General features: G+C 65.2%; 12 protein-coding genes and 3 tRNA genes. 7 read left to right on the plus strand and 8 right to left on the minus strand.

Annotated elements, in window-relative coordinates:
* Positions 1 to 273 precede the first annotated feature (273 nt).
* Both BN984_RS05555 and BN984_RS05560 read left to right on the plus strand, forming a co-directional pair.
* Positions 274 to 810 (plus strand): GNAT family N-acetyltransferase, encoded by a 537-nt coding sequence (locus tag BN984_RS05555; protein ID WP_008094916.1) that lies wholly within the window; start codon positions 274 to 276, stop codon positions 808 to 810.
* A gap of 11 nt (positions 811 to 821) precedes the next feature.
* Positions 822 to 895: transfer RNA gene (locus BN984_RS05560), tRNA-Thr, on the plus strand.
* 94 nt (positions 896 to 989) lie between these two features.
* Here the strand turns inward: BN984_RS05560 and BN984_RS05565 are convergent.
* Positions 990 to 1,409 carry a hypothetical protein gene (locus BN984_RS05565; RefSeq protein WP_004974462.1) on the minus strand — a complete coding sequence of 140 codons (420 nt, stop codon included), beginning with the start codon at positions 1,407 to 1,409 and terminating at the stop codon, positions 990 to 992.
* A gap of 276 nt (positions 1,410 to 1,685) precedes the next feature.
* Here BN984_RS05565 and BN984_RS20200 point away from each other — a divergent pair, with 276 nt between their 5' ends.
* A complete protein-coding gene (locus tag BN984_RS20200; protein WP_013035319.1) occupies positions 1,686 to 1,844 on the plus strand; it encodes a DUF7563 family protein in 159 nt (52 codons plus the stop codon).
* A gap of 12 nt (positions 1,845 to 1,856) precedes the next feature.
* Here BN984_RS20200 and BN984_RS05570 read toward each other — a convergent pair whose 3' ends face one another.
* The 7 genes from BN984_RS05570 to BN984_RS05595 all read right to left on the minus strand — a co-directional run bounded on the left by BN984_RS05570 (position 1,857) and on the right by BN984_RS05595 (position 7,243).
* Positions 1,857 to 2,075, minus strand: coding sequence for a helix-turn-helix domain-containing protein (locus BN984_RS05570; protein WP_008094913.1), 219 nt, complete (start codon positions 2,073 to 2,075; stop codon positions 1,857 to 1,859).
* A gap of 234 nt (positions 2,076 to 2,309) precedes the next feature.
* Positions 2,310 to 2,407: transfer RNA gene (locus tag BN984_RS19410), tRNA-OTHER, on the minus strand.
* A gap of 149 nt (positions 2,408 to 2,556) precedes the next feature.
* Positions 2,557 to 4,404, minus strand: coding sequence for an FAD-binding protein (locus BN984_RS05575; RefSeq protein WP_008094911.1), 1,848 nt, complete (start codon positions 4,402 to 4,404; stop codon positions 2,557 to 2,559).
* A gap of 55 nt (positions 4,405 to 4,459) precedes the next feature.
* Positions 4,460 to 5,341 (minus strand): succinate dehydrogenase/fumarate reductase iron-sulfur subunit, encoded by an 882-nt coding sequence (locus tag BN984_RS05580; RefSeq protein ID WP_008094909.1) that lies wholly within the window; start codon positions 5,339 to 5,341, stop codon positions 4,460 to 4,462.
* Positions 5,341 to 5,712, minus strand: coding sequence for a succinate dehydrogenase hydrophobic membrane anchor subunit (locus tag BN984_RS05585; protein WP_008094908.1), 372 nt, complete (start codon positions 5,710 to 5,712; stop codon positions 5,341 to 5,343). Before BN984_RS05585 ends, BN984_RS05580 begins: the two co-directional genes overlap by 1 nt.
* Positions 5,712 to 6,107 (minus strand): succinate dehydrogenase, cytochrome b556 subunit, encoded by a 396-nt coding sequence (sdhC, locus tag BN984_RS05590; RefSeq protein WP_004974453.1) that lies wholly within the window; start codon positions 6,105 to 6,107, stop codon positions 5,712 to 5,714. The genes BN984_RS05585 and sdhC overlap by 1 nt, the downstream gene beginning before the upstream one ends.
* 110 nt (positions 6,108 to 6,217) lie before the next feature.
* Positions 6,218 to 7,243: a succinylglutamate desuccinylase/aspartoacylase family protein gene (locus BN984_RS05595; protein ID WP_049967845.1), complete on the minus strand. Its 1,026-nt coding sequence runs from the start codon at positions 7,241 to 7,243 to the stop codon at positions 6,218 to 6,220.
* A gap of 131 nt (positions 7,244 to 7,374) precedes the next feature.
* On the opposite strand from BN984_RS05595, the gene BN984_RS05600 reads away from it, so the two are divergent.
* The 4 genes from BN984_RS05600 to BN984_RS05615 all read left to right on the plus strand — a co-directional run bounded on the left by BN984_RS05600 (position 7,375) and on the right by BN984_RS05615 (position 11,728).
* Positions 7,375 to 8,736 carry a putative ATP-dependent zinc protease gene (locus tag BN984_RS05600; protein ID WP_008094901.1) on the plus strand — a complete coding sequence of 454 codons (1,362 nt, stop codon included), beginning with the start codon at positions 7,375 to 7,377 and terminating at the stop codon, positions 8,734 to 8,736.
* Between the two features lie 131 nt (positions 8,737 to 8,867).
* Complete coding sequence (locus tag BN984_RS05605; protein ID WP_049967846.1) at positions 8,868 to 9,449, plus strand: DNA-3-methyladenine glycosylase family protein; 582 nt, start codon at positions 8,868 to 8,870, stop codon at positions 9,447 to 9,449.
* A gap of 141 nt (positions 9,450 to 9,590) precedes the next feature.
* Positions 9,591 to 11,567 (plus strand): 3-hydroxyacyl-CoA dehydrogenase/enoyl-CoA hydratase family protein, encoded by a 1,977-nt coding sequence (locus BN984_RS05610; RefSeq protein WP_049967847.1) that lies wholly within the window; start codon positions 9,591 to 9,593, stop codon positions 11,565 to 11,567.
* A gap of 86 nt (positions 11,568 to 11,653) precedes the next feature.
* Positions 11,654 to 11,728 (plus strand) — tRNA-Glu (locus BN984_RS05615).
* The last annotated feature ends 142 nt before the right edge of the window (positions 11,729 to 11,870 follow it).

Raw genomic sequence — 11,870 nt, forward strand, 5'->3', positions numbered from 1 at the left:
AACCCGCGAAGCAAGTCACCGAATAGTACGACTACGATGACCGCCAAGACGAGCGCGAACGGACGCTCGATGGCGAACTGCCTGCCACGGGAGTAGGTTTCGGCAATACCCATTGATAACTATCCTCATGATATGTGCGGACGATAAACATAGATAAATCTTTCTTCATCGGTCGTCTTTACTGACCCCGCTCGGCACCCCGCAGGGCCGCGATTCCCCGATTTCGGCCCGAATCGCCGACACTTAAAAGCGGATAGAGCCCCGACAGGGCCCATGCGCGTCAGTTCGGCGGCGTTTTCCGACCTTGACGACCTCGCCGACCTGTGGGTCGAACTCGCCGCGGACCAGCGGTCGTTCGGGTCGCACCTCCGCGCCGACGCTAACCGGACGCCGATACGGGAGGCGCTGGCGCGACACGTCGCCGCCGACGGCGTGCTCGTCGCCCGCGAGGAGGGGACCGACGGGACCGAGAGGAACGACGGAGACGAAGCGGAGGGCGCGGAGACGGGCGATATCGTCGGCTTCGTCATGTTCGACATCGAGGCGGAGGCGTACGAGCAGGACGCGACCCGCGGGATGATTCGGAACCTGTTCGTCCGCCCGGCGTACCGAGACGCCGGGGTCGGCGCGCGACTGCTGGCGGCGGCGGAGACCGCGCTCGGAGACGCCGGCGCTGATACCGTCGCGCTGGACGTGCTGGCGGACAACGACGCCGCCCGTCGGTTTTATCGGCGGCACGGCTACCGACCGCACCGCGTCGAACTGGAGAAATCGATGCGAAACGATACACACTCAAAGGAGGACCGGTAATCGACGGACGCGCCAGGAGAGCATGGGCGGTTCATGCACTCGACTTGTAATCGAGACTTCGTGGGTTCAAATCCCACTCCTGGCTTCCTTCGCCGGTTCGACCGTTTTTTGCGCCCCACGCGGGCCCCGCGTTCAGTCGCAGCGAGCCGGAGCCGCGCCCGCGGTTCGTCGATACGGTTTCAGTTCCGCCTCGCGGGCGGCCGGACCCGAATGAGGAGAAGCGACCCCGGCACGCCGAGGACGAGCGCCCGAAACGGATTATGCTTGATGATAACGTCGGGGTCGAGCGGCTCCGACTGGAGGTCGGTGATGCGGATGCACGAGTAGTAAACCGTGACGTGAGTGAGCACGTACGCGAACGCCGCGGGGACGACGACCGGATACCGGATGCCGCTCATCGCGAGCCCCTCGAACGCGAGGGCGGTGAGCGCCGAGATGAACAGGAGGTTTCCCAGTTGGAGCGTGACACCGGTCAGCGCCGTTATCGCGGTGTCGAACAGCGACGCGCCGTAGGGGGTGTACGTGAGCGCAGTGACGACAGCCACCGCTCCGAGAAAGAGCCCGGCGAACAACCCAGATAACGCGTACACGAACTCCATTGGAGGACCGTTACGGGACCGACGGGGGCGATGAATTTAGTTCTACCCCCCTCGTTATCGCGGTCGAAAATCAGAGAATCCCGTCGAACGCGGCGGGGACGCGGCGTCGAGACGGGATTTTATCTTTATCCGGAACGTCGTGTTCGGTATGAACGGGACCGATCAATTCATGTTCGCCGTGACGCTTCTCATCTTCGCGCTCCTCCTCGTCGGCCTCCTTCTCGCACTCGTCTAGGGAGAAAACTTATGTGATATTCATGGAGGATACTAGATACCATGCCGGAATGTCAGAACTGTGGTTCGTTCGTGACGCCCGCATACGCCCGAGTCTTCACTCCAGATGGCATGGAGAATCCGCGTGTCTGCCCGAACTGCGAGGATATGGTCCGCGACGGCGCACAGGTACGGGCGGCGCGGTCACCGAGAAATCACTGACTCGCCGAGCCGTCACTGAGCGACGTGGTAGCGTTCGGCGTCCTGTCGGACGAAGCCGCGCTTCGACAGCGTACTGAGGATGCTGTAGAGGGCGATCTTCTTCATCTCCAGCCCGTTTTGCAGGTCGGTGATGGACGCGCCGTCGTGCGTGGTGAGATAGAGGTACACGAGCTTGGCCGAGGGCGATTCGAGTTCGCCGGGGACTTCGATGGTCGGAACCGTCTGTTGCATGGTCGTTGTCATCCTGTTTGCTTCGACGATAATAAAACTCTCTTACAACAATCGTCGAAGAACCGAGGTCGGGGGTGAGGCCGCGAACGTCCCGAATTCGAGAGAATCGTTGTATTCGTCACGAACGTACATCGGATAATTGTCGGTGTTCGACGCCGCCGACTTCGACTGTCGTCGAAGGGAACGGGTCGCGGGCCGTCGGGTGGCGAGGCCCGGCGGCGCGCGGTTCCGAGACGGAAGGGGCGGGAGTCGAACCACGCGAAGCCATTGAAAACCACCGGACCGACCGCGAGGGCCTGCGCCGGTGTGCTCTACCACTGAGCCACCCTTCCGGGCGGGCGTAGGGGTCGAGCGGGCAAATAGCCGTTGGTGGGCTCCGGTCGCGGTCGCGCGGTTCGGCGCGCTGTGGCGCGTCGGGGCACCGCTCGGGAGTCGACGTCGAAAGAAAGGGCGTCTGCGACTCGCTTGAGTCGCGGTCGGCTCAGTAGCTCCGGACCTTCGGCTCGTACGTCTTGTCCTCGCCTTCGAGGATGACCGGCTTGTACCAGAGTTCCGGGCGGCCGTCGTTCCACGAGAGCAGCGTGTGCTTGAGCCACTCCTCGTCGCGGCGCTCCTGGTACTCCTTGCGCCAGTGGGCACCGCGGAACTCGTTGCGCGCGAGCGCGCCGAGCGTGATGGCCTCGGCGATGTCGAGGATGTTGCGCGTCTCCAGCGTCTGGAGCAGGTCCGTGTTGAACGTCCGCGACTTGTCGGCCACGAACACGTCCTGGTAGAGTTCGCGCGCCTCGCGGATGTCGCGGAGCGCGTCCTTGAGGGCCGACTCCTCGCGGAAGACGTTCACGTTGCGCGTCATCGACTTCTGGACGCGTTCGCGAATCTCGGCCTGCTGGATGCCGTCTTCTCGCTCCAAGAGGGTGTCGATGGTCTCGCGCTCGTCTTCGACGGCGCGCTGGACGAGGTCCGCTCCGGAGACGGTCGCACCCGCGTCCGCCGCCGTCCCGCCGTCGGCGACGGCGTCCTCACCGATACCCGCTTCGCCGAGTTCGACCGGCGAGTCGACCTCGCCGAGTTCGTACTCGCCTTCTTTGCCGGTCGTGATTTTGGCCTCCTCCATGTCCTTGCCCGCGGCGTGGTGGCCGGCGCGCTTGCCGAAGACGATGAGTTCGGGGAGCGCGTTGCCGCCGAGGCGGTTGCCGCCGTGGACGGAGGCGCAGGCGCACTCGCCGGCCGCGTAGAGACCGGAGATACAGGTCTCGCCGTTCTCGTCGGTCTCGATGCCGCCCATCGCGTAGTGCTGGCCGGGCTTGACCGGCATCGGCGCGTCGAGGGGGTTGACGCCCTCGAAGTCCTCCGAGAGGTGGATGATGTTCTCGAGGCGGTCGATGATGCGCTCTTCGCCGAGGTGGCGCATGTCGAGGTGGACGTACTCGTCTTCGATGCCGCGGCCCTCGTTGACCTCCGTGAGTTCGGCTCGGGAGACCACGTCGCGCGAGGCGAGTTCGCCGAGGTTGTTCGCGTAGCCGTACTCGAACATGAAGCGCTCGCCGTTCTCGTTGTAGAGGATGCCGCCCTCGCCGCGGACGCCCTCGGTGATGAGAACGCCCGTCGAGGGGAGCGTCGTCGGGTGGAACTGGATGAACTCCATGTCCTCCATCGGCGCGCCGGCGCGGTAGGCCATCGCGACGCCGTCGCCGGTGTTGGCGACCGCGTTGGTCGTGTGGTCGTAGACCTGCCCGAGGCCGCCGGTGGCGAGGATGACGCCGTTGCGGGCGCGGAAGCCCTCGACCTGTCCGGTCTGAACGTCGTAGGCGACGATACCGTGGCAGTTCCGGTCCTCCGGCTTCTCCTCGTCGGAGACGGCCAGTCGGGTCACGTGCCACTCGTCGTAGACCTTGATGCCGCGCTTGACGAGCTGCTCGTACATCGTGTGGAGCAGCTGGTGGCCCGTCTCCGCGCCCGCGTAGGTGGTCCGCGGGAACGAGAGCCCGCCGAACGGCCGCTGGCTGACGCGGCCGTCGTCGTCACGGGAGAACGCCATCCCCCAGTGTTCGAGCTTGATGGTCTCTTTCGGGCTGTCCTTACAGAGGGTCTCGGCCGCCGGCGCGTCGGCCAGATAGTCCGAGCCCTTCATCGTGTCGTAGGCGTGGTCCTCCCACGAGTCGCCTTCGCGGAGCGCGGCGTTGATGCCGCCCTCCGCCGCGCCCGTGTGACTTCGGACCGGGTGGAGCTTCGACACGATGGCCACGTCGGCCCCTTCCTCGTGTGCCGCAATCGCCGCGCGCAGGCCCGCCCCGCCCGCGCCGACTACGATAACGTCGTGTTCGTACATGGTGTGTTTGGGTGTGTCGTAGGGTTGGTCGAACTTCAGGGTTTCACCGGGAAGTTCACCAGAACTTCAGGTTGTTCTTAATCGCCTCGCGCTTGAGTTCCTGGATGTGCTCCGTGAGGGGGATGTCCTTCGGGCACACCTCGGTACAGGAGAACTGGGTCTGACAGCGCCAGACGCCGTGTTCTTGTTCGAGGATTTCGAGGCGGCGCTGCTTCATGTCCTCGCCCTCGCGTTCGTCCATGGCGAAGCGGTAGGCCTTGTTGATGGCCGCGGGACCGAGATACTCGTTGTCGCCGGCGGCGATGTTACACGAGGACATACACGCGCTACACCAGATGCAGCGGGTGGACATCTTGACCTTCTCGCGGTTCTCGCGCGTCTGGCGCTGCTCGTCGAGTTCGCCGTCCGGAAGCGAGTTCGTCTGGAAGTACGGCTCGACCGACTCCATCTGGTCGTAGAAGTGCTCCATGTCGACGACGAGATCCTTGACCACGTCGGCGTGCGGGAGCGGTTCGATCCGAACCGGCTCCGAGAGGTCCGAAAGCTGGGTCTTACAGCCGAGTCGCTGCGACCCGTTGACGAACAGCGCGTCGGATCCGCAGATGGCCTGCCGGCAGGAGTGCCGGAAGGTGAGAGAAGAGTCGTAGTGGTCCCGCGCCCACATGAGCGCGTCGAGGACCGTCATCCCTTGCTTGTACGGGACGTGGAAGTCGTCGAAGCGGGGCTCCTGTTTCTCCGGCACCTCGGGGTCGTAGCGGAAGACCTTGAGGTGGAAGGTGTCGTCCGCGGAGCGCGCCTTCTCGGCCGCCTCGGCCTCGCGCTGCTCTTGGACTCGCTCGGCGCGCTCGCGCTTTTTCGCGTCGCGCTTCTGCTTGCCGGCAGACGCCGTCTCCGTGGCCGATTCCTCTTCGACTGATTCGGGAACTTGCGTGCTCATTAGATGGGAACACCTCCGGCCCACGCGAGGGCCGTGCGGACGCCCTGCACGATGAGCAGGACGCTCGCGAGACCGAGAATCGCCTTAACCGCCGTCTTCCGGGTGCCAGAGAGGCCCTGGTTGACGAGGGCGTTGTAGACGCCGTTGACCCCGTGGAACGTCGCGGTGACGAGGAACAGGATCATCAGCGAGAAGTACGTCAACTGCTCCATGCGCGCCTGCGAGAGGGCGAACGTCACTTCGTCGGCGTGGTTGACGAAGTGGAGCAGGAAGAAGTGGAACGCCAGCACCACGACGAGGAAGGCGGCGGTCAGCCGCTGCCAGAGCCACCGCCGGCCGCCGGGCTCGAAGGACGTGTATCGTTCTGCCATTAGATGCTCACCCCCGAGAGGAACGTGGGAACGCTCGCAACGACGATGACACCCGTCAGGATGAGCGACGCGTAGAAGCTCTTGTCCTGCGCTTCCAGCCCGACGCCCAGGTCGACGAACAGCAGCCGCAGTCCGTTGAGGATGTGAAACACCGCCACCGCGAGCAGCCCGACTTCCAGAATACGCACGACCAAGAGACTCTCCAGCGCCTGAATCGTGTTCGTGTACGCCGCCGCGCCCGAGAGGGCCGTCGACAACACGGCGATGTGGGTAAAGAGATAACCCACAAGCACCCAGCCGGTGAACTTGTGGAATATCCAGGCCCACATGCCGGCCGAGAACTCCCGCCATCTGCTGAAGTCCTCGATGAGGCCCCGATTGTAAGACTGACTCATGCTCTTGTGAGTGTCGGGAAGGGGAGGGTATAGAACTTACGTGTATGGAGTTTCGTGAGGGTTGGCAAAAGTCGCCGGACCCCGAATATCTCGGGGCGGGGCGGCCGGTCTCAGCGCGTCGGCTCGGGGGTGCCGGACTGCTCGCGCTCGACGACGCGCCGCACCTTGTCCTTCAGTTCGACGAGGTGGCAAAGCGGGTTCCCGGGGTAGACGACCGGATTCTCGAGGACGCCGACGAGCAGGCCCGTAAAGGGGGCGACGACGGTGACGTTGTCGTCCTTGAACGGGTTCGTAATCGTGCAGATGCGGTCGCCCTCGTGGACGAGCGCGCCGCGGTCGTGGTGCATGTCGACGATGCCGCCCGCGTCGGCGCGGAGCCACGTCTTCTCGTTTTCGTCCGAGATGACGGTCCGCCAGCCCGGCCAGTTGACCGTCGAGGTCTCTCGGAGGCCGTACTCGGCGAAGACGCTCTCGACGCCCGCGAGCGCCTCGTCGATGAGTTCGCGCTGGAAGCGGTGGGCCTCGCCCATCTCGACGGTGATGGCCGGCGTCCCGCTCGCCGACGACTCGGTTCGGAGCATCCCGCTGGACCCCGAACTGTCGATGATGACGTGCGAGCCGAAGGCGTTGGCGAGGCGCGCAACCGGGGGGTCGGACATGTCCGCCCGGACGTGGAGCATGTTAGTTCGCCCCCGCGTGGAGGTGTGGAAGTCGATGCCGAGGTCGCAGGGAGCGATGAAGTTCTGGTAGATGCGGTGGGCCATCCGCTTTGCTCCCGTGGAGGTCTCGGAGCCCGGGAACGACCGGTTCAGGTCGCGGTCGTAGATGGGGAGGTACCGCTGTTGGGCGAGGAACGCGGGGACGTTCATCACCGGCATACAGACGAGCGTGCCCGCGAGGTCCGAGAGGTCCCACTCGTAGGCCACCTCGCGGACGACCTCGATACCGTTCAGTTCGTCGCCGTGGGCGGCGGCGGAGAGGAACACGGTCGGCCCCGGCCGCTCCCCGTTGATGATGGTGACGGGGATACGAACCGGGTCGCCGAGATACGTCTCGGAGATGCCGTACCGGATGTCCTGTGTCTCGCCCGGCTCGACCTTCCCGCCGTTGTAGGTGAAGGCCTCGTTGTCGGCCATGTGATGCGATGGGAGGGCCGGGGTTATAAACGGTCGCGACGGACCGCCCGACGCCGACCTCGCGGCTGCGAACCGCGGGCGGCCGGCTCTCGACCGTCATGTCTTTGAAACCGGGAGGGTATCAACTGAGTATGTCCACCACAGACGACGCCGTGCGTGTCGGCGTGCTTTCTCTGCACAACAGCAAGGAGACGAAGGCAATCCTCAACGCGGTCGAAGACCTCGGTCACGAGCCGGTGTGGCTCCGTCGGGAGAACGCGGCGGTCAGCATCGAAGACGGCGAGGTGACGGTCGAGCCTGAGGTGGACATCATCGCGAATCGGCTACTCCTCTCGAACACCGAGGAACCCGCGGAACTGCTCGGGCTGGCGACGACGTTCAACCGCATCCGACCGATGCTCAACGAGCCCGACGCGGTCCTCGCGGCCATCCACAAGTTCGCCACGGCCGCGACGCTCGCTAACTGGAATATCAAGGTGCCGGACGCGCTCCTCGCGCTCTCGAACGACCGGCTGAACAAGGGCCGCGAGCGCTTCGGCGACGTCGGCGTCTACAAGTCCGCCATCGGCACCCACGGCGGCGGGACGTGGAAGGTCGACCTGACCGAGCCCGTGAACCCGAAGGTCGGCAACCGACAGGCGTTCCTGCAGAAGCTCATCGACCGTGACGGCGACCGCCACCGCGACCTGCGCGTCTACATCGTCGACGGCGAAATCATCGGTGCGATGTACCGCTACGCCCCGGAGGGCGACTGGCGGACCAACGTCGCCCTCGGCGGCGACGTGCTCAACGCGACCGACGAGATGCCCGAGGAAGCGCGGGAAACTGCGCTCTACACGGCCGAAGTGATGGAGATGGACTACGTCGGCGTCGACCTCGTCGAGGGCGAAGACGGCTGGTTCGTCCTCGAAGCCAACCCGACCGCCGGCTTCAAGGGCCTCTATCAGGCGACGGGCAAGAGCCCCGCGCCGCACATCGCGAAGCTCGCAATCGAGCGCGCGGGCGGCGAGGTCGACGAGGCACGCGTCGAGGAACTGTCCGCGACGCTCGACGACTCCGTCCCCTCGTGTGCCCCCAACGAGTCGCCCATCATCGACGGCGAAGCGCCCATCATCGGCTATATCGAGGAGGTCGTCGTCAACGGGACCAGCGGCTCCCAGCAGACCCTCGCGAAGTCCGACACCGGCGCGACCCGGACGAGCATCGACACGAGCCTCGCCGCCGAAATCGGCGCGGGACCCATCAAGAGCATGACGCGCGTGAAGTCCGGGAGCCTCAAGGGCGGGAAGGCCCGCCCCGTGGTCGACCTCGTCATCGGTATCGGCGGCACCCAGCACACCGTGACCGCCAGCGTCGAGGACCGCTCGCACATGGACTACCCGCTGCTGCTCGGCCGCGACATCCTCGAACACTACCGCGTGGACGTGCGCCGCCGCGCCAACGCCGACCGCAACGACAGCGACGACGAGGAAGAGGAACTCCTCGAAGAGTAAGTCGGCCCGCCACGCCACGGCCATCGGCGCGCTCGCCATCGGCGCGACGACCGCCGTCGCTCCGACCGGTGACCGCATCCGAGCACCCGAGACACGCGCACTTTTCTCTCCGACGGCCCAACCACGGGTCGATGAGCGACGACGCATACCGCGAACTCCGGGCGGACCCGCACCTCGGCGACGTGGTCGAGGAACACGGCCCGCTCTCGCTCGACCCCGCCGACGACCCCTTCGAGCGACTGGTCGTCTCGATTGTCAACCAACAGCTCTCGACGACCGCGGCGGCGACGATTCGGGACCGCCTGTTCGACCGCGTCGAGGTCACACCCGAGGGGATACTGGCCGCCGACGAGGCCGTCCTGCGCGACTGCGGCCTCTCGACTCAGAAGGTCGGCTACGTCCGCAACGTCGCCGACGCGTTCCGAGACGGCCTGTCGGCCGAATCCCTCCGGGAGATGGACGACGACGAGGTCGTCGCGGCGCTCACCGAGATTCGCGGCGTCGGCGACTGGACCGCGAAGATGTTCCTCATCTTCGTGCTCGCCCGCGAGGACGTGTTCCCGGTCGAGGACCTCGGGATTCGACGCGGCATGGAACGCGTCTTCGGGTTCGAACCCGACGCCGTCTCCCGCGGCGAGATGCGCGAGCGCGCCGAGCGCTGGGCCCCCTATCGAAGCTACGCCAGCCGGTATCTCTGGCGGTGTGTGGACTAACTTCGAACGGGTGGAAAGCTAGAGTGAGTCGAATAATCGACAGACTGCGGTGGCTTCTCCGATTGAGAGAATAAACGACTGTTACGTTTATATTTCACGCGAGGGAAACGTTGAAACCGCCGCGCACTATAACGTTCGTCCATGAACGTAGATGACGTCAACAGTATCACCGTTCTCGGAGCGGGCAACATGGGCCACGGCATCGCGGAGGTCGCGGCTCTCGCCGGCTACGACGTCGTACTGCGCGACATCAAAGACGAGTTCGTCCAGAAGGGCTACGACCAGATCGAGTGGTCGCTGAACAAACTCGCCGAGAAGGACCGACTGTCGCAGGACGACGCCGACGCCGCGCTCGCCCGCGTCTCGACGGCGGTGGACCTCGGCGAGGCCGTCGTCGACGCCGACGTGGTCATCGAGGCTGTCCCCGAGAAGATGTCCATCAAAAAGGAGGTGTACACCGAGTTGGAGGAACACGCTCCCGACCACACGGTGTTCGCCACCAACACCTCCAGTCTCTCCATCACCGAACTCTCCGAAGTGACGGAGCGACCCGAGCGCTTCTGCGGAATGCACTTTTTCAACCCGCCGGTCCGCATGGACCTCGTCGAGGTCATCTCCGGCGCGCACACCGCCGACGAGACGCTCGAACTCGTCGAGGACCTCGCCGAAGAGATGGGCAAGACGCCCGTCCGCGTCCGCAAGGACAGCCCCGGCTTCATCGTGAACCGCATCCTCGTCCCGCTGATGAACGAGGCCGCGTGGATCGTCCACGCCGGCGACGCGACGATGGCCGAAGTGGACTCCACGACGAAGTACGACATGGGCCTCCCGATGGGGAGCTTCGAACTCGCCGACTACGTCGGCATCGACGTGGGCTATCACGTCCTCGAATACATGCACGAGGTGCTCGGCGACGCCTACGAGCCGTGCCCGCTCCTCTCCGAAAAGGTCGAAGAGGGCGACCTCGGCCAGAAGACCGGCACGGGATTCTACGACTACGAGGACGGCGAGGGCGCAGAAGTTCCCCACGACAAAGGGAGCGAAGCGGTCAAGAACCGACTCCTCGGCGTCATGGCGAACGAGGTCGCCGGCCTCGTCGGCAACGACGTGGCCGACCCGGCCGCCATCGACCGCGCGGTCAAACTCGGCGGACGCTTCCCCGACGGCCCGGCGAAGATGGCCGACAGCGCCGGCATCGCGACCCTCGTCGGCGCGCTCGACAACCTCCACGACGAAACCGGTGAGGAGCGCTACGAGGCCGTGCAGTACCTCCGCGACCTCGCCCAGTCCGGCGAGGGCTTCTACGGCGGCGAGGAGGAATCCGACGAGGCTCCCGCGTTCGACGACATCTCCATCGAGGTGCGCGACGGCATCGGTCACATCACCCTCGACCGCCCGCACCGACTCAACACCATCAGCATCGAACTGATGGACGAACTCTCCGAGGCAGTCGACGCCTTCGCCGAGGACGACGAGGTCCGCGCCGTGCTCCTCACGGGGGCCGGCGACCGCGCGTTCTCCGCCGGGGCCGACGTGACGAGCATCGCCGCGGGCGGCGGCGACGCCGTCTCGGGCGTCGAAATCTCCCGGAAGGGCCAACAGACGTTCGGAAAGCTCGAGGAACTCGACAAGCCGGTCATCGCCGGCATCGACGGCTTCTGTCTCGGCGGCGGGATGGAACTCGCCATGTGCGCCGACCTCCGCATCGCCACGGAGCGCTCCGAACTCGGCCAGCCGGAGCACAACCTCGGGCTCCTCCCCGGCTGGGGCGGCACGGTCCGTCTCCAGCGCATCGTCGGCACCGGCCGCGCGAAGGAGATTATCTTCAGCGCCGACCGCTACGACGCCGAGACGATGGCCGACTACGGCTTCATCAACGAGGTCGTCGAGAACGACGGCTTCGAAGAACGGGCCTTCGAGTACGCGAAGCGGTTCGCACAGGGCCCGCCGGTCGCCCAGCGCTACACCAAGCGCGCCATGCACAACGGCTGGGAAGACACCGATTCGGGGCTGGAAGTCGAAGCGCAGGCGTTCGGCCTGCTGTTTACCACCTCGGACCTGATGGAGGGCATCGCCGCCTTCACGAGCGACCGCGACCCCGAGTTCACGGGCGAATAAGTCGAAGCCGTGGGAGGGTTCCTCTCACTCACCCACGATGGAACGCAACGCTTAAAATAGTCCAACGACCACTCGTGAATGCAGACGCTCGGTTGGTGTAGTCCGGCCAATCATCTTGGCCTTTCGAGCCGAGGACCAGGGTTCAAATCCCTGACCGAGCACTTCTGTCGAACACAACCCTCCGAGAGACTTCCGCGTCTCTTGGTCACCGACCGACTCGACTCGCGCCCACAGTAGTTAGCTTACACGTTTTTAACGATAGCAATTAAATAGACACATAGCATGGAGCACGAGCGTCCCGGG

The sequence above is a fragment of the Haloferax prahovense genome (genome assembly GCF_000723845.1).
GTDB classification, from domain to species: Archaea; Halobacteriota; Halobacteria; order Halobacteriales; family Haloferacaceae; genus Haloferax; species Haloferax prahovense.

What these genes read in the sequence shown, in the direction of transcription:
- BN984_RS05555 (WP_008094916.1), top strand. Translation starts at nt 274, where the DNA reads ATGCGCGTCAGTTCGGCGGCGTTTTCCGACCTTGACGACCTCGCCGAC.
- BN984_RS05565 (WP_004974462.1), bottom strand. Translation starts at nt 1,409, where the DNA reads ATGGAGTTCGTGTACGCGTTATCTGGGTTGTTCGCCGGGCTCTTTCTC.
- BN984_RS20200 (WP_013035319.1), top strand. Translation starts at nt 1,686, where the DNA reads ATGCCGGAATGTCAGAACTGTGGTTCGTTCGTGACGCCCGCATACGCC.
- BN984_RS05570 (WP_008094913.1), bottom strand. Translation starts at nt 2,075, where the DNA reads ATGCAACAGACGGTTCCGACCATCGAAGTCCCCGGCGAACTCGAATCG.
- BN984_RS05575 (WP_008094911.1), bottom strand. Translation starts at nt 4,404, where the DNA reads ATGTACGAACACGACGTTATCGTAGTCGGCGCGGGCGGGGCGGGCCTG.
- BN984_RS05580 (WP_008094909.1), bottom strand. Translation starts at nt 5,341, where the DNA reads ATGAGCACGCAAGTTCCCGAATCAGTCGAAGAGGAATCGGCCACGGAG.
- BN984_RS05585 (WP_008094908.1), bottom strand. Translation starts at nt 5,712, where the DNA reads ATGGCAGAACGATACACGTCCTTCGAGCCCGGCGGCCGGCGGTGGCTC.
- sdhC (WP_004974453.1), bottom strand. Translation starts at nt 6,107, where the DNA reads ATGAGTCAGTCTTACAATCGGGGCCTCATCGAGGACTTCAGCAGATGG.
- BN984_RS05595 (WP_049967845.1), bottom strand. Translation starts at nt 7,243, where the DNA reads ATGGCCGACAACGAGGCCTTCACCTACAACGGCGGGAAGGTCGAGCCG.
- BN984_RS05600 (WP_008094901.1), top strand. Translation starts at nt 7,375, where the DNA reads ATGTCCACCACAGACGACGCCGTGCGTGTCGGCGTGCTTTCTCTGCAC.
- BN984_RS05605 (WP_049967846.1), top strand. Translation starts at nt 8,868, where the DNA reads ATGAGCGACGACGCATACCGCGAACTCCGGGCGGACCCGCACCTCGGC.
- BN984_RS05610 (WP_049967847.1), top strand. Translation starts at nt 9,591, where the DNA reads ATGAACGTAGATGACGTCAACAGTATCACCGTTCTCGGAGCGGGCAAC.